This is a genomic window from Veillonella rogosae JCM 15642 (assembly GCF_002959775.1).
GTDB lineage: Bacteria > Bacillota > Negativicutes > Veillonellales > Veillonellaceae > Veillonella > Veillonella rogosae.
The window spans coordinates 355951-372304 of sequence record NZ_PPCX01000010.1 but is presented as its reverse complement, the minus strand read 5'-3'; the positions used below and the strand labels follow the sequence as shown (position 1 = coordinate 372304).

15 protein-coding genes are annotated in these 16354 nt (G+C 42.2%); 14 read left to right on the top strand and 1 reads right to left on the bottom strand.

Annotated elements, in window-relative coordinates; genetic code table 11:
* The first annotated feature begins 162 nt into the window (after positions 1–162).
* The 7 genes from VRHSUH09_RS07085 (at position 163) to VRHSUH09_RS07055 (ending at position 8307) form a co-directional block, all read left to right on the top strand.
* Complete coding sequence (locus VRHSUH09_RS07085) at positions 163–2325, top strand: methylmalonyl-CoA mutase family protein (RefSeq protein ID WP_105081774.1); 2163 nt, start codon at positions 163–165, stop codon at positions 2323–2325.
* Between the two features lie 4 nt (positions 2326–2329).
* On the top strand, positions 2330–4519 hold the full coding sequence (gene scpA / locus VRHSUH09_RS07080; RefSeq protein WP_105081773.1) for a methylmalonyl-CoA mutase: 2190 nt from the start codon (positions 2330–2332) through the stop codon (positions 4517–4519).
* Positions 4512–5654: a methylmalonyl Co-A mutase-associated GTPase MeaB gene (meaB, locus tag VRHSUH09_RS07075; RefSeq protein WP_105081772.1), complete on the top strand. Its 1143-nt coding sequence runs from the start codon at positions 4512–4514 to the stop codon at positions 5652–5654. Before scpA ends, meaB begins: the two co-directional genes overlap by 8 nt.
* A 351-nt stretch (positions 5655–6005) precedes the next feature.
* Complete coding sequence (locus VRHSUH09_RS07070; protein ID WP_054747346.1) at positions 6006–6263, top strand: hypothetical protein; 258 nt, start codon at positions 6006–6008, stop codon at positions 6261–6263.
* A gap of 187 nt (positions 6264–6450) precedes the next feature.
* A complete protein-coding gene (locus tag VRHSUH09_RS07065; RefSeq protein WP_105081771.1) occupies positions 6451–7056 on the top strand; it encodes a MotA/TolQ/ExbB proton channel family protein in 606 nt (201 codons plus the stop codon).
* Positions 7053–7457: an ExbD/TolR family protein gene (locus VRHSUH09_RS07060; protein ID WP_009352440.1), complete on the top strand. Its 405-nt coding sequence runs from the start codon at positions 7053–7055 to the stop codon at positions 7455–7457. Before VRHSUH09_RS07065 ends, VRHSUH09_RS07060 begins: the two co-directional genes overlap by 4 nt.
* 4 nt (positions 7458–7461) lie before the next feature.
* Positions 7462–8307 (top strand): hypothetical protein, encoded by an 846-nt coding sequence (locus tag VRHSUH09_RS07055; protein ID WP_105081770.1) that lies wholly within the window; start codon positions 7462–7464, stop codon positions 8305–8307.
* 55 nt (positions 8308–8362) lie between these two features.
* Here the strand turns inward: VRHSUH09_RS07055 and VRHSUH09_RS07050 are convergent, their stop codons facing one another.
* On the bottom strand, positions 8363–8773 hold the full coding sequence (locus tag VRHSUH09_RS07050) for a hypothetical protein (RefSeq protein ID WP_054747342.1): 411 nt from the start codon (positions 8771–8773) through the stop codon (positions 8363–8365).
* Positions 8774–9066: 293 nt separating this feature from the next.
* Here VRHSUH09_RS07050 and purB point away from each other — a divergent pair, with 293 nt between their 5' ends.
* The 7 genes from purB to dinB all read left to right on the top strand — a co-directional run bounded on the left by purB (position 9067) and on the right by dinB (position 16317).
* Complete coding sequence (purB, locus tag VRHSUH09_RS07045; RefSeq protein ID WP_105081769.1) at positions 9067–10362, top strand: adenylosuccinate lyase; 1296 nt, start codon at positions 9067–9069, stop codon at positions 10360–10362.
* 210 nt (positions 10363–10572) lie between these two features.
* A complete protein-coding gene (locus VRHSUH09_RS07040) occupies positions 10573–11721 on the top strand; it encodes an MFS transporter (RefSeq protein ID WP_105081768.1) in 1149 nt (382 codons plus the stop codon).
* Positions 11722–11964: 243 nt separating this feature from the next.
* The gene (locus VRHSUH09_RS07035; protein WP_245876005.1) at positions 11965–12318 is read left to right on the top strand and encodes a type II toxin-antitoxin system RelE/ParE family toxin; all 354 of its coding nucleotides are present in this window, start codon (positions 11965–11967) and stop codon (positions 12316–12318) included.
* A gap of 1 nt (position 12319) precedes the next feature.
* On the top strand, positions 12320–12592 hold the full coding sequence (locus VRHSUH09_RS07030) for a helix-turn-helix domain-containing protein (protein ID WP_054747336.1): 273 nt from the start codon (positions 12320–12322) through the stop codon (positions 12590–12592).
* 74 nt (positions 12593–12666) lie between these two features.
* Complete coding sequence (locus VRHSUH09_RS07025) at positions 12667–13950, top strand: adenylosuccinate synthase (RefSeq protein ID WP_105081767.1); 1284 nt, start codon at positions 12667–12669, stop codon at positions 13948–13950.
* A gap of 541 nt (positions 13951–14491) precedes the next feature.
* Positions 14492–14836, top strand: a complete 345-nt coding sequence (locus tag VRHSUH09_RS07020; protein ID WP_009352539.1) for an ArsR/SmtB family transcription factor — start codon at positions 14492–14494, stop codon at positions 14834–14836.
* 2 nt (positions 14837–14838) lie between these two features.
* Positions 14839–16317, top strand: coding sequence for a DNA polymerase IV (gene dinB / locus VRHSUH09_RS07015; protein ID WP_245876004.1), 1479 nt, complete (start codon positions 14839–14841; stop codon positions 16315–16317).
* Positions 16318–16354 lie beyond the last annotated feature (37 nt).

Here is a 16354-nt window from a genome sequence, read left to right as displayed (position 1 = left end):
TAGCATATGAATCAGGCTTTATAATTATTGAATTAATGGATACAGATTTGAGGTTGATGTGATCCAAGTATAGGAAAGCTCGTGTGATTCATAGATAGAACATTTCGCAGGTACGGTGCGCTGTTTCTCGGTATGGTTTCGAGTTGAAAAGGAGGCACATATATGTCTGACAAAAAGACTTCGAAGGACGCAGAACGCGATCTATTAGCACCTGTATCCTTTGACGAATTTGAGAAACCTACGTATGAACAATGGCAGGCTGAAGTTGAAAAGGCGTTAAAAGGTGGCGACTTCCACAAGAAGATGTTCACTAAAACCTATGAAGGTATTACGTTGCAGCCAATTTACACACCTGCGCTACATGGGGAAAAAATTCCAAAAGGTGTATACCCTGGGGCAGGCGAGTTCCTACGTGGCACTAAGGCAAGTGGTTATATTAAAGAGTCTTGGGGCGTATCCCAGTACGTAGACGATTCCTTGCCTAAAGATGCCAATCATGCAAGTTTATACGAAATTGTAAAAGGCGGCACCATTCACAACATCCGACTTGATGAAGCGACGCGCCATGATCAAGATGTGCAAGTAGGCGCATCTGTTGGCGTTGGTGGGACATCCTTGTCCACCATGGATGACTGCAAACAATTAATTGAACGTTTCAATCTCAAAGAGAATCCTTTATACATTGAAACAGGTGCTTCTGCAGCCATCTTGCTCGGTATGTTGGCAGCCACTGTGAAAGGCTCTAAAAAACAAACGGCTGACTTGAAAGGTCTCGTTGGTGCAGACCCTGTTGGCGTTTGGGCTAAAGACGGTGCATTGCATATTTCCTTAGACACAGCCTTTGACGAAATGGCACATACTGTTGTGTGGGCTAAAGAACAAGCTCCGGAACTTAAAACAGTACTTGTATCTGGCGATGTATACGCTAATGGCGGCGCTAACGATGTACAGGAAGTAGCGTACGCATTGGCAACAGCCGTTTGCTACGTGCGTCAATTGGCACAACGGAACATCGATATACACACCATCGCTAAGAGCATGATGTTTACATTCTCCATGGGTGCTAACTTCTTCATGGAAATCGCTAAATTGCGTGCATTGCGCGTACTTTGGGCTCGCATCATGGAGGCCTTTGGTGCTGAAGAAGCGGACAGCGCTGTTCATGTACACGGCAGAACATCGGCTTTCACAAAAACTGTATACGACCCATATGTAAACTTGTTGCGCAATACGACACAAGCATTCTCTGGCGTTGTAGGCGGTTTGAACAGCCTTGAAGTATCCCCATTCGACCAACCAATTCGCAAAGCGGACGACTTCTCTCGCCGTATTGCTCGTAACATCCAAGTTATGTTGCAAACTGAATTCGAGTTGCGTCAACCTGTGGACCCTGTAGGCGGTTCTTGGTACGTGGAAACATTGGCTGCTGAATTATGCGAAAAAATCTGGGCTGAGTTCCAAACGATAGAATCTAAAGGCGGCATCGTGGCGGCTTTGAAAGAAGGCTATCCACAAGCTCAAGTTAAAGCGATTCTTGATGAACGCTTCAAAAACCTTGCATACCGCAGAGATGTTGCTGTAGGTAACAACATGTATGCGAACATGACAGAAGAGCTATTAGATCCTAAACCAGAAAATCAAGAAACATTGCGTCAAAAACGTGTTGCTCACATAGAAGAATACTTGGCAAGTGCGGAGCCAGATGCTATTTCTAAAGCACAGGCTACCTTAGAAGCAGGTACGACAGAGCCTGGCGCTTTGATTGGTCTCATCGAGCTTGGGGCGTTGCAAAAATTGACGATCCGTCAAATCCGTAAGTCTTTAGACGCTGGCGATATTTCTTCTGAAACGATCGAACCAATTACGGCTCATCGCTGGACTGAACAATTTGAAGCACTTCGCATGCGCACTGAAAACTATAAACAACGTACGAAAGATAATGTGAAGGTATTCTTGGCTAATATGGGCCCAATTCCTCAACACAAACCTCGTGCGGACTTCTCCACAGGCTTCTTCGAAGTAGGTGCATTTGAAGTGATTAAAAATGACGGCCATGAAACTACGGCTGATGCTGCGAAGGCTGCTCGTGAAAGTGGTGCTGATGTTGTCGTTATCTGTTCCACAGATGACACATATCCAGAATTAGTACCGCCACTAGCGAAAGAATTGAAAGAAACTATGCCGAATGTAACAGTTATCTTGGCAGGGGCGCCGCCTAAGGACCTCGAGCCTGTATACCGTGAAGCTGGCGTAGACGACTTCATTTCTGTTCGTGCAAATTGTTACGAAATCTTGAATACATTACAAGATAAGAAAGGGATGTGAGCTCATGTTTAAAAATCCAGACTTCTCCTCTCTTGGCTTGGGAACGCAGTCACCGACATCTCGCGATGCATGGCTTGCTGAACTTCAAAAAGAAACAGGAAAAAGCTTTGAAGATTTATATAATACAACAATGGAGCAAATCCAAGTAAAACCTCTCTATACAGAGATGGATTATGAAGGGATGACACACCTTGACTATATGGCTGGTGTACCTCCATTCTTGCGTGGACCTTATTCCACGATGTACGTAACTCGTCCTTGGACAGTACGTCAGTACGCTGGTTTCTCCACTGCGGAAGAATCCAATGCGTTCTATCGTCGTAACTTGGCAGCGGGCCAAAAAGGTTTGTCTATCGCCTTTGACCTTGCTACTCACCGCGGTTATGACTCCGATCATGCTCGTGTAGTGGGCGACGTTGGTAAAGCGGGCGTTGCGGTAGACTCCATCCTCGACATGGAAATTCTATTCTCCGGTATTCCTCTTGACCAAATGTCCGTATCCATGACAATGAACGGCGCCGTATTACCTGTTATGGCGTTCTACATCCTAGCAGGTGAAGAACAAGGCGTTGATAAAAAGGTTATGGCTGGTACAATCCAAAATGATATCTTGAAAGAGTTCATGGTACGTAATACCTATATTTACCCTCCAGCTACGTCCATGCGCATCATCGGTGATATCTTTGCGTATACATCCCAGTACATGCCTAAGTTCAATAGTATCTCCATTTCTGGCTACCATATGCAAGAAGCGGGCGCTACTGCGGATATCGAATTAGGTTACACATTGGCTGACGGCCTTGAATATATCCGCACAGGTGTCAATGCAGGCCTTCACGTAGATAAATTCGCACCACGCTTGTCCTTCTTCTGGGCAATCGGTAAAAACTACTTCATGGAAGTGGCAAAAATGCGTGCGGCTCGTATGTTGTGGGCTAAGATTATTAATAGCTTCGGCTCTGAAAATCCTAAATCCATGGCACTTCGTACACATAGCCAAACCTCTGGTTGGTCCTTAACAGAACAAGATCCGTTCAACAACGTAGCTCGTACATGTATGGAAGCGATGGGTGCCGCTTTGGGCCATACTCAATCCCTACATACAAATGCGCTTGACGAAGCCATTGCGTTGCCTACGGACTTCTCTGCACGTATTGCCCGTAATACACAGCTTTACATCCAAGATGAAACTAAGGTATGTAAGGTTATCGACCCATGGGGCGGTTCCTACTATGTAGAAGCATTGACTGATGAATTGATCCGTCGCGCTTGGGGCCATATCCAAGAAATCGAATCCCTTGGCGGTATGGCGAAAGCGATTGATACAGGTCTTCCTAAAATGCGTATCGAAGAAGCTGCGGCTCGTCGCCAAGCTCGTATCGACTCTGGTCGTGAAGCAATCATCGGTATCAACAAATACCGTCTAGATAAAGAAGATCCATTGGATATCCTCGACGTAGATAACACAGCTGTACGTGAAGCGCAAATTCGTCGTCTCGAACAATTGCGTGCTAACCGTGACGAAGATAAGGTTCAATCCTGTCTCGAAGCGATTACAAATGCTACAGAATCTGGGGAAGGCAACTTGCTTGCCCTTGCACTTGAAGCCGCTCGTGCTCGTGCATCCTTGGGTGAAATTTCCTTTGCTGTTGAAAAGGTATGTGGCCGTCATAAAGCTGTTATCCGCTCTATTTCTGGCGTATACTCCAGCGAATATGAAGATGATGATGTAATCAAGGAAGTTCGCCAAATGGCGGATGATTTCGAAGATCTTGAAGGTCGTCGTCCTCGTATCATGATTGCTAAGATGGGCCAAGACGGTCATGACCGCGGCGCCAAAGTTATCGCTACATCCTTCGCGGATATGGGCTTTGACGTAGATATCGGACCTTTGTTCCAAACTCCAGAAGAAACAGCACAAGATGCGGTGGATAATGACGTTCACATCGTCGGCTTCAGTTCTCTTGCGGCAGGTCACAAAACATTGTTACCTCAACTTGTAGAAGAACTCAACAAGCGAGGTCGTGGAGATATTTTAGTTGCCATCGGCGGCGTAATCCCTGCTCAGGACTATGAGTTCCTACGCGAACATGGCGCAGTGGCTATCTTTGGCCCTGGTACAGTTTTGCCAGTAGCGGCGAAAAAATTACTAGAAACATTGACTAGCCACGTTCAAGACGAAGGCGATGACTGACACCTACCGTCCTGACTGGGTGCCAGAAGATGCGAAAAAAGATGATACCTTTGCGTGTCACGTGATGAAAGGCGTCAAGGAAATGCACGACGGCCTCTTGTCTAGCTCCGCTCATCTGGCTCCGTCGGTACGTCCCGTACAGCGGCGAAAGAAGTTAACTGTCGCTGATTATGTACGCGGTATCGAGCAGGGGGACCGCGTTATACTTTCACGGGCTATTACATTAGTAGAAAGTAATAATAAGGACCATTTCAAACTAGCTCAACAAGTATTACAAGCTATATTGCCTCGTACGGGCAAGGCGTTGCGCATCGGTATTACTGGTGTGCCTGGGGCCGGTAAAAGTACATTTATTGAAGCCTTTGGTAATATGCTCATTGAAGCAGGTTACAAGGTGGCCGTACTTGCTGTAGACCCTACGAGCCAAGTCACAAAAGGCAGTATCTTGGGCGATAAAACGCGGATGGAAACGTTGACGAAACATCCTGAAGCCTATATCCGTCCATCGCCGGCTGGTGGTACACTAGGCGGTGTGGCTCGTAAAAGTAGAGAAACGATGCTACTTTGCGAGGCTGCTGGGTACGATATTATTCTCGTCGAAACCGTAGGGGTTGGGCAAAGCGAAGTTACTGTGCGCTCCATGGTAGACTTCTTTATGCTCATTGTCTTAACTGGTGCAGGCGATGAATTGCAAGGCATCAAAAAAGGCGTTATGGAACTTGCCGATGCTATTGTGGTCAATAAGGCTGATGGGGACAACCTCAAGCGTGCGCTCATCGCTCGTAGCGATTACGATCGGATGTTACATTACATCCGTCCAGCTACGGAAAAATGGAAAACCCAAGCCTACACATGTTCTGCAGTGACTAAGGATGGTCTCGACGAATTGTGGGATGTGATTCAAGAGTTTGCTGAACAAGGTAAAGAAAATGGGGTATTCTTAAAACGACGTCAAGAACAATCTCTCCGTTGGGTACGTGATATGATTGACGAACACTTGCATAACCTATTCTTTAACAATGTAGTCATTCAAGGTCGTATGGGCGAAGTTGAAAATGCTGTCTTAGACGGTGAAATGAGTGAATCACAAGCCGTAGAAGAATTGATTACCATTTTTGATAAATCCTTACGATAAGTAGTTCCATACATATACAAGATAAGTAGGCATAACTTATCTTACTTACACACTCCTCTTTATGGACCTACTTTATGGGCTACTAATTTAGATATAACTTAAGATGTATCCATAAAAGGCATAGTGCCAATGTTCTTATTGAGTTCAGCTCAATGGGCATTGTATACTATGCCTTTTTCTGTATTTTAATACTTAATTTATTAGTTTATCCATTCATTTATTTTAATGAATAATTGCTATTGGTTAGCTAATGAAAGTTAGATAATCTATAAGTTTATCTTTTTAAAATGCTAAAGTCGGTGTATAATTAAAGTATACTCACCGTTTAATGTTAAGAGGGGGGACATTCAAATGAACAAAAAACTGTTATTACCAATTGGTGTAGTCATTTTGATTATTGGTATTGCCATTTTATTGTTAAATCCAGATCCAGCGGCGGCTAATTTGGAAATTGCAAGAAATGCGACTAATGCGCAAGCAGCGGCTAAGGCTATTTCTGCGAATAACCAATCTTACACCTTGTGGTATTCTATCGGTATGTTCTGTAGCGGTTTAGGATTGGCTTTAGGTGTAGGTGGCTTCATCGTAAACATCATTAAAAAAGACTAATCAAGTTCAGGGTCTAACGATGTAAAAGGCTGTACTAGAATGGTAATCATTTTAGTACAGCCTTTTTATAATGTTAATCCTTAATTTATGTGGCTTTTACGTCGCATATCTTATTTTTTGATAGGGTAAAACGTGGTATAATTAACCCTAATAGAGCCTAAAGGGTAGAAGGCTTTTGGAGGTTAGTATGAGTAGCATAGCGCATTTATTTGTGGCTGGTGGATTTGTTATGTATCCGCTAGTAATTTTTTTGCTCTTTGCATTGATGATTGGCATTGAGCGTATCATTTTATATCGTAAGTTTACAAAGGACTTGCGCCGCTTTAATAAGGTATTAGAGAAGAATCAATCTTGGGTCATGTTACCAAGTATTCTGGAACGCGACACAGAGGAGCTTGGCGCTTTATTTGCTCGCGCTATGCGCAGTGCAAAGAACTATAATGGTTTAGAAAACCGTTTGCAAGACGTAGTATCTTACGCCGATGAGCGTTTAAAACGCGGCCTTAGCTGGCTTAGCATGATCGTAACCATGGCTCCACTATTGGGTCTATTGGGGACCGTGCTTGGCATGATTCGCGCCTTCGCAGTAGTAGGCGGCGATATTGGTGCGCCTACCATCATTACAGGGGGTGTATCTGAAGCCTTAGTGGCTACGGCTACAGGCTTGACTGTAGCGATTATCGCTCTCGGCTTTCACAGTTACTGTGCAGCAAAGGTAAACGATTCTATTACTACCTTAGAGCATGAGTGCGGCAACATCCTCGATGCGTACAACGAGGAACATGATATATGAGACGACGCACATTAGGGGTTAAAAAAGAACCGACCATCATGATTATCCCCATGATCGATATCGTATTTTTCTTATTGGTATTCTTCATGGTGGGCACGTTGTACATGAATACAGAGCAACAAATTCCGCTCAATTTGCCATCTGCATCGACATCTACGGCAAAATCTATTGAGCCTATTACGATTACGCTCACCACAACGCACACGCTATATATCGACAATCAGGAAATCTCTTCCGACCGCTTGGCTGAAGAGGTACAATCTATCGTGAAACAAGCACCTCGACAAGCTTTTGTCATTCGCGCATCTAAGGATGTTTACTATAGCGAGGTTATCGCCCTGTTGGACATGCTCAAGGTGAATGGCGCTAAATATATTAGCGTCGCTACGGAACGGAAGTGATTCTATGTTTGAATCGCATTATTTAAAACCGTTTATGGTGTCCTTGGGAATCACAATTATCCTTATCTCTGGTATGGGCCTTTCTTTGCGTGGTATGGCTGGTACTGGACCTGCTCATGATGCGGCGGAAATTAGCTTTAATTTGCCTGATGATGGTGAAAGCGACACAGGAGTAGCCGCTGTTGAGGAACTGCCTACACCTGTGGAGAAGCTCATGGAAAAACCTCAAGATGTAACTCCAGAGGGGGCCGCTCCTAAAGTGAATCCCTCACTGGATGAGCGCAAGCAAGAGAATGAACGTACTAAGGAGTTAAGTGAAAGTACAGCAGCATCTAGTGTGCGCCGAGAATGGGCCGTTCCAAAGGCTATTGAATCGGAAACGAGCAGTAGTGAACAAGCTGTAGTTACGCACGGAGCAGATTCTAAGGATGGAAAATCCTCTAAGAATAGTAAAGCGCCTGTCGGTAAAGATGTAACATCGGATCCGAATGCAACTGGAAATGGATTGCTTGAATCTAGTGACTTATCCTTCTTATCTGATTTAGCATTGAGTTTATTGACGCCAGGGCAACAAGCGCTTTTACAAAAACCAGATATTAATCCTCATGACTATTTGCGGACTGTACAAGAACAGGGGCGAGCATCTGTCGTAACAGGCAAGGTAGTAGTACGAGTTAACTTTGATGTTAACGGCAATGTTATCGTTGGCGAACATACGCCATTGATTGTGGACGATGTACCACCAGCTGTACGAGACGAAGCGCTGCGCATTATTAAAAGCAGTGGGTCCATCGTTAACCGACGGGGTGAACCTGTTTACTTAGCAGTTCCCGTTATTCTAGGACAATAAAGAGGCATATCTCATACAAATGTATGTAAGATATGCCTCTTTTGTTATGTTTGTATTAGTCTTGATTAGTAAGCATTGTCTTAGTGGAGTTGAATACCGCAAGGTACACGATGGCCCCACCGATGAACAAAGTGGCCTGCATTGGTGTACTAAACTGATTTGCACGCCATAACGCTAAAGCGTAGAAGAAAATGGTAATCAACATAATGAGATAAGCGATGATAACGCGTACATTTGTATGTACCGCCAAAGAGGTAGTGATGCGGGATTTGTTCATTACTACATAAATCAAGGATACTACGATGTTTACAGCGTATATAGAGACGATAAAATTGTAATCAAGCTCGCCGAATAGTACTACCGCTAAGCCGATAAAGCTGAGTAGAAAGAATAGACGTAATATAATGCCTGCTGTATTAGATTCGTTGCGCTGTGCACGACGCTCTTTTCGATTTAAATTTGCCATGAAAGCCTCCCAGTAATGATATACAAGTCCCTGTATATTTCAGATAGCTCTAGTATATCATTTTATTCGTGTAAATACATAGAGATAGTATTAATATAACTAAATTCTTATAGTTACTGCATCTGCTATAAATAATTGATTACAAACGAATAGGAAATCGCCAAGAAATACGAACAATTAGTAAATTTAATATAATTATCATTCGGAAATGTATTGGTCTTTCGTTGAATGGAGCTTTCACATATGGTACAATAATCCTATAAATCTAGCTTTTATCATGCAAAGGAGACATCATGATACCACGTTATACACGAGAAGAAATGGGCCATATTTGGAGCGAACGCAACGAGTTTGACACAATGTTATTGGTGGAGATCCTCGCATCCGAGGCGCAAGCTGAATTGGGAGTTATCCCTAAAGAAGCGGCAAAAACAATTCGCGAAAAAGCCGATTTCGACGTTGAGCGCATTCATGAAATCGAAAAAGAAACAAACCACGATATCATTTCCTTCGTAACAGCAGTAGGCGAATACGTAGGTCCTGAAGCGGCTAAATATATCCATCTTGGTCTTACATCTACAGACGTTAAAGATACAGCACTTGGTTACATGATGAAACAAGCGTGCGACATCTTGATTGCTGATTTGAAACGTTTGCACGAAGTATTGCGTCGTCGCGCAGCTGAATTCAAATACACACCTATGATTGGTCGTACTCACGGTATCCACGGTGAACCAACTACATTTGGCTTGAAATTGGCGTTATGGATGGCTGAAGTAGAACGCGATATCGAACGCATGGAGCATGCTCGTAAAAGCGTTGCGGTAGGTAAATTGTCTGGCGCTGTTGGCACGTACTCCAACATCGATCCATTCGTAGAACAATACGTATGTGAAAAATTAGGCCTTGAACCTGTTAAAATCGCTACGCAAGTCGTACAACGTGACCGTCACGCTGAATTATTGTCTACTATCGCTGTTGTAGGCGGTACATTAGATAAAATCGGCAAAGAAATTCGTCACTTGCAACGTACAGAAGTGCGCGAAGCGGAAGAATATTTCAGCCCTAAACAAAAGGGTTCCTCTGCGATGCCGCATAAACGCAACCCTATCACTTGTGAAAGAATCTGCGGTATGGCACGCTTGCTTCGCGGCTATGCTCAATCTGCTTTCGAAGACCAAGCTTTGTGGCATGAACGCGATATTTCCCATAGCTCTGTAGAACGGGTAATCTTGCCAGATGCAACAATCGCGTTGAACTACATGCTTCATTTAACAATCCGCACCATCGATAAATTGTTGGTATATCCTGAAACAATGCTTAAAAACCTTAACCTTACAGGTGGCCTTGTATTCAGCCAAACAATTTTGACTCACCTTGTAGACAAAGGTGCAGTGCGTGACGAAGCATACCGTTGGGTTCAAAAATACGCTATGGAACGTTGGCTTGAAGGCAAAGATTTCGCGACAGGTCTTAAATCTGATGAAAACATCAAGAAATACATGACTGCTGAAGAAATCGATGCATGCTTCGATCCTCATAAATTGTTGAAACATGTTGATACAATCATGGCTCGCTTTGGCCTATAATTGTAGGGTACTTCCCATATAACATATGAAAGACTAGGGTAGGTATAGACCAACAAGCCTATGGCACATGCATTAGGTGTTGGCTATATCTACTCTTTTTATTTTGAAAGTAATCCGTTATTTACATTATTTTGCGCACAATTATGGGATAGTTTCTTCGTGAGTATCTCTGTATCTTAGGGAAAATTAGCTATCTTATTAGGAGGTTATATGAAACGTATGATACGAAAGTACGGACCGCCTATTTTTCATTGTATTAATGACTTTGGTCAAGGTTCGTTAGCTGCATTGATTCCGTTCTTTATTGCTAACTTTGGCCTTAATTACTATCAATCAGCTACCATTATTTTTTGTAATACCGTGGTGGCCTCTATCGCCCAGCCTGCATTGGGCTACGTGGCCGATCGGTGGCGCGTACCCTGGTTCATTCCAGCAGGCTTTACGGTGACTCTCATGTCTATTAGTGCTATAGCGCTAGCCACGAGCTATGAAATGATCCTAGCCTTGTCACTCTTGGCCGGCGTAGGGGCAGCATTATTCCATCCTGAGGCGGCCCTCCTTGTGAATCGTACACAATCTCATGAAATCGGCAACGCTATGGGCCGCTTTGCAGTGGGCGGCAGTGCGGGCTTTGCATTGGGTCCTCTCATTGCAGGTGGTGTCTACGTCTTTGGCGGTCATTTCCTTTGGGTGTTCACCGCTATTGCTTTGCTCGGTGTATTGCTATATCTCTATGCCTTTACGGGCGAGGCTGACACGACTAATGCTGGTGAAAGTAAAAGCTCTACTACACCTACTCATACGGGTACGAATGATTGGTCGAGCTTTGGTAAGCTATTCTTTGTAATCGCTTCACGATCCATATTGTTCTCTGTACTATCTATCTTTATTCCTATCCTGTACATTACCGTTATTAACGGCGAAGCCCGTGCCTCTAGCTTGGCTTTAACCATGTACTTTGCAATGGGCGCAGTCCTTACCTATATGGGCGGGGCTTTATCCGATAAATTAGGTTTCCTTAAAACGGTGCGCTTAGGTAATCTTATCTTCTTGCCATCCGTTTTAGTATTTATCTTTGTCCCAAATATATGGGGCTTCTTCGGTGCTATGATACCGATGGCCTTTGGCGTATTCTCACAATATGGACCGATTACCGTACTCGGTCAAAAATACCTTGCTAAAAATGCAGGCTTTGCGTCGGGAATTACACTAGGCCTTGGCATTACACTAGGAGGACTTGTAGCACCTTATATCGGACACTTGGCAGATATCTATGATGTGCAAACTGCTTTGATGACCTTGATACCTGTAGGACTTATGGGGCTCCTAATGAGCCTATGGCTTAAAGAACCAAAATAGTACTTAAGAAACAGATAAAAATTGAAAATGGAATAGTATCTAGGGCAAAATAGAATACTTTGACTAGTTAAAATGTCAATACATGGGAGGTGACTAATGGTCACCTCCTATTTTTTTACTTTACGGGGCTAGATACTTATATTGGATGTAGTAAGACTTTAAATTTCTATATCTCATATCTTTACTGAATATATGTTTTAACATATAATTTAAGTAAAGATTTCTTCTAGTACTAGGAGGAATATGATGGATACGTTTTCTATTGTTTTTTATGAAACTCTACGTGGAGAAAAGCCAGCAAAAGTATTCTTAAATGAGCTTTCAGATAAGCAACGAGCTAAAACAATTCGAGATCTAAAGATACTTGAATTATATGGTAATCGTTTGAGAGAACCTCAGTCTAAACATTTAGAGGATGGTATTTATGAGTTGCGAACGAAGCAAGGGTCCAATATTTCTCGGATATTATATTTTTTCTTTGTAGGCAGACAAATTGTATTAACAAATGGTTTTGTAAAAAAATCTATGAAAACACCGAAGAATGCTATTGAATTAGCTGTTAGATATAAGAATGATTATATTGAGAGGTATACATAATATGGAAACGTTAGATCAATATTTAGAGAAACAATTAAAAAATCCGAAGTTTAAAAAAGAGTGGGATGAGTTAGAGGATGAATATCAAATCATTCAGAATATTGTAGAGGCTCGTCTCGCAGCTCATATGACTCAGATGGAGTTGTCTGAATTAACAGGCATTACTCAGTCTGATATTAGTAAGATTGAAAATGGAAATGGCAATCCATCTTTGAAGACTTTACAGAAAATAGCTCATGCATTCGGCAAGAAACTAAAGATTGAATTTGTATAAATACTTTCACAGAGTCTGAACATTGTTGTATAATGATAATGAATTATTTAGACTTTCACATGGAGGATATAGATATGGCAACAAGTATGGTTATCGGCACTCAATGGGGTGACGAGGGTAAAGGTAAGATCGTTGACTGGATCGCGGAACGTGCAGACGTTGTTGTGCGCAGTCAAGGTGGTAATAACGCAGGTCATACTGTTGTAGTAGATGACAAAGCATTTGCGCTTCGCCTCTTGCCAAGTGGCATCTTGTACGATAACAAACAAAATATCGTTGGTACTGGTGTTGTTATCGACCCTAAAGTTTTGTTACAAGAAATTGAAGGCCTTGAAAAACAAGGTAAATCTGCTAAATCTCTTCAAATTTCTGACCGTGCGCATGTTATCATGCCATATCATATCGCTTTAGATAATGCAGAGGAAGCATCTAAAGGGGACGCTAAAATCGGTACTACTAAAAACGGTATCGGTCCTTGCTATGCTGATAAGATTAACCGTATCGGCATCCGTATCTGCGATTTGTATGACTTGGATACATTCAAACAAAAATTATCATACAATGTAGAATTCAAAAACAAAATGCTTACAAAGGTTTATGATGCTGAACCTGTTAACTACGATGAAATCTTAGCGGACTACATCAAATACGCTGAAGCTTTGAAACCATATGTAACAGACACTAACATCGCTGTTTTGAAAGCAGTTCAAGAGGATAAAAAAGTATTGTTTGAAGGCGCGCAAGCAACTATGCTTGACCTTGATCATGGTACATATCCATTCGTAACATCTTCTCATCCAATCGCAGGTGGTGCTTCCACAGGTGCTGGTGTAGGTCCTAACTACTTGAAAAATATCTTCGGCGTAGTAAAAGCTTATGCAACACGCGTTGGTGCAGGCCCATTCCCTACGGAACTTCTTGACGAAACTGGCGAAAATCTTCGTAAACTTGGTCATGAGTTCGGTACTGTAACTGGTCGTCCTCGTCGTTGCGGTTGGTTAGACCTTATGGTTGTAAAATACGCTGCAGGTCTTAACAGCCTTGATTACCTTGCGATCACTCGTTTAGATATTCTTGATACGTTCAAAGAATTAAAAATCTGCGTAGGTTACAAATTGAATGGTAAAGATGTAGAAGGCTTCCCAGCTAACTTGAAAGATCTTGAAGCATGTGAAGCAGTGTACGAAACATTGCCAGGTTGGGAAACTGATATCTCTGGTATCCGTAAATATGAAGAACTTCCAGAAAATGCTCGCAAATATGTAGAACGCATTGCAGAAGTAACAGGCGTACCTTTGGGTATCGTATCCGTTGGCCCTAACCGTAGCCAAACTATCGACTTAGTAAACGTATTCTAAGCTATACTAATTTGATATAATATAAATGATTACATTCGATAGCGTCGATGTAGTAGTATAATTGCTATAATTTTACTGCTATGCAATCGATTTATAGAATTATACAGATAAGGCTCCTCTAAGAGGAGCCTTTTGTAATGAAATGATTTAGACTACAAAAAAAGTATAATACATCTAATCCTTTCGGTCACTAATGTGGTGCGGTATATCGAAGTATGCTATAAGGTTATCGGAAAATGTGTATATCGGAAATTCTATAGAAGAAAATTGTATAAAATCTTTATATATACGATTTAATGTATAACTAAATAAATCTATGAGATGAAAATTTATTTAAAATATTCATGATATACAACCTGTGGCGTGCTTAAATGAGTTTATAATGTGATAAAAATTACTCATTTATTTAAAAATGATATTCATAATAAATTATTAAGATACAAATATAAAGAAAAAAATAGATTTACATTAAGAAATAGTATATAATAGATTCAAGAAAGTAGATTGACATTTTTTGATACGGATTTGAGGAGTTAAAGATATGGTTGAAGTTTCTTATGAACGTTTAGCTACGATTTTCAAGGCATTAAGCGATGAAACAAGATTACACATCATCGATATGTTGTCTTGCAATGAATTATGTGCAGCTGATATTTTAGCTAGCTTCAATTTGTCTCAATCTACGTTGAGCTACCACATGAAAATCTTAATTGATGCAGGTGTAGTTAACTCTCAACGTAATGGCTTATGGACTCGTTATTCCATTAATGAAGCTACATTTGGCGATATTTTAGAGATCATCCCTCAATTATATAAATCTAAGGATGAGTGTATTTGCGCACAAATTAAATACTGCCGTATTTCTGAGCACGAAAAAGAAGCGTAACAATGAGACGATGGATTATGCATGTTGATATGGATGCATTCTTCGCGTCCATCGAACAACTGGATCATCCAGAATATAAAGGCCACCCCGTTATCGTGGGTGGTCTTTCTTCACGTGGCGTCGTTGCTACCTGTTCCTATGAGGCGCGCAAATTCGGTGTTCATTCGGCCATGCCTATTTCACGAGCTAAGAAACTCTGTCCCGATGGTATCTACGTATATCCTCGCATGGACCGCTATAAAGAGGTATCGGAACAGATTTTTTCCATTATGAAAGAATTCACTCCTTACATTGAGCCCCTATCTGTAGATGAGGCCTTCCTCGAGGTTAGCGGTATGTCTACCATGTACAGTGGACCTAAAGCACTGGGCAGAGCCATTAAAGACCGTGTATTTGAGGAAACTGGACTCATCATCTCTGCAGGTTTAGCACCGAACAAATTCCTTGCTAAATTGGCCTCCGATTTAGATAAGCCCGATGGCCTTGTAGTCATACCTTATGGCCGTGAAAAAGAGATTTTAGCTCCGTTACCGATTAAACGTATTTGGGGCGTAGGTCCCCGTACGGAGAAAATTCTGAAAACAGGAGGCTTTCACTTGATGCGTCATATTCAAGCATTGCCTGATGAAAGCAGTTTAATTCCCCACGTGGGTAACCAGGCGCGCCGCATATGGGAACTAGCGAACGGGATTGACGATAGACCGGTGGAAACCGATCGCAAAATACAGTCTATCGGAGCTGAGGAAACCTACGAAGAAGATTTAACGGATGGTAGTGCCATTGAACTAGAGTTTAGATACTTTGCGAATCGCTTATCAAAACGATTGAGAAAACGCAATCTCTTAGGGCACACCGTGTCGATTAAGGTTCGGTACGATGATTTCACCACCGTATCCCGGCAAAAGCGGTTAGACACGCCATCAGACCATGAGCATGTGTTCTTCGAAACTGCGCTGATCCTTTGGAACAAGCTCATGCAAGATAAGACGAGCAAGCAGCCTAAAGGCACAAAGAAAGATGTGGAAATGTTAGGGGCAACTACAAAGGTAAAGTCTAGGAATTCTAAATATAGTAGTTCTAAAGAGATTACCTTTATGGAGCCGCCTGGTCCTATACGCCTGTTAGGCCTTACTGTCAGTGGACTTGATGAGGAGGTTCCTATGCAGGATAGCCTCTTTGAATCACCACAGGATGAAACGGAAGATAAGCTAGCTAGTGTACTCGATTCGTTAGAGTCTAAATTTGGGGAGACCGTCATCATGAGCGGGGCGCTGTGGCAACGCTTTCACGGAGACAATGGAACACGTCGAAAACGATCAGAACTGAAATCTGCAGTAGATGCTCGTGGAGATGCACCATCTAATACGGTAGGTGATATATCGTCTAATACGGCAGATGATACACTGTCTAATACAACAGATGATACATCTGCCAATGAGGACACAAAATCTACTGATAAGAAGGAACTTAAAAAATTCTGATGAACTCATATTGAATACTTTCACTAATATAATTGTT

What these genes read in the sequence shown, in the direction of transcription:
- VRHSUH09_RS07085 (WP_105081774.1), top strand. Translation starts at nt 163, where the DNA reads ATGTCTGACAAAAAGACTTCGAAGGACGCAGAACGCGATCTATTAGCA.
- scpA (WP_105081773.1), top strand. Translation starts at nt 2,330, where the DNA reads ATGTTTAAAAATCCAGACTTCTCCTCTCTTGGCTTGGGAACGCAGTCA.
- meaB (WP_105081772.1), top strand. Translation starts at nt 4,512, where the DNA reads ATGACTGACACCTACCGTCCTGACTGGGTGCCAGAAGATGCGAAAAAA.
- VRHSUH09_RS07070 (WP_054747346.1), top strand. Translation starts at nt 6,006, where the DNA reads ATGAACAAAAAACTGTTATTACCAATTGGTGTAGTCATTTTGATTATT.
- VRHSUH09_RS07065 (WP_105081771.1), top strand. Translation starts at nt 6,451, where the DNA reads ATGAGTAGCATAGCGCATTTATTTGTGGCTGGTGGATTTGTTATGTAT.
- VRHSUH09_RS07060 (WP_009352440.1), top strand. Translation starts at nt 7,053, where the DNA reads ATGAGACGACGCACATTAGGGGTTAAAAAAGAACCGACCATCATGATT.
- VRHSUH09_RS07055 (WP_105081770.1), top strand. Translation starts at nt 7,462, where the DNA reads ATGTTTGAATCGCATTATTTAAAACCGTTTATGGTGTCCTTGGGAATC.
- VRHSUH09_RS07050 (WP_054747342.1), bottom strand. Translation starts at nt 8,773, where the DNA reads ATGGCAAATTTAAATCGAAAAGAGCGTCGTGCACAGCGCAACGAATCT.
- purB (WP_105081769.1), top strand. Translation starts at nt 9,067, where the DNA reads ATGATACCACGTTATACACGAGAAGAAATGGGCCATATTTGGAGCGAA.
- VRHSUH09_RS07040 (WP_105081768.1), top strand. Translation starts at nt 10,573, where the DNA reads ATGAAACGTATGATACGAAAGTACGGACCGCCTATTTTTCATTGTATT.
- VRHSUH09_RS07035 (WP_245876005.1), top strand. Translation starts at nt 11,965, where the DNA reads ATGATGGATACGTTTTCTATTGTTTTTTATGAAACTCTACGTGGAGAA.
- VRHSUH09_RS07030 (WP_054747336.1), top strand. Translation starts at nt 12,320, where the DNA reads ATGGAAACGTTAGATCAATATTTAGAGAAACAATTAAAAAATCCGAAG.
- VRHSUH09_RS07025 (WP_105081767.1), top strand. Translation starts at nt 12,667, where the DNA reads ATGGCAACAAGTATGGTTATCGGCACTCAATGGGGTGACGAGGGTAAA.
- VRHSUH09_RS07020 (WP_009352539.1), top strand. Translation starts at nt 14,492, where the DNA reads ATGGTTGAAGTTTCTTATGAACGTTTAGCTACGATTTTCAAGGCATTA.
- dinB (WP_245876004.1), top strand. Translation starts at nt 14,839, where the DNA reads ATGAGACGATGGATTATGCATGTTGATATGGATGCATTCTTCGCGTCC.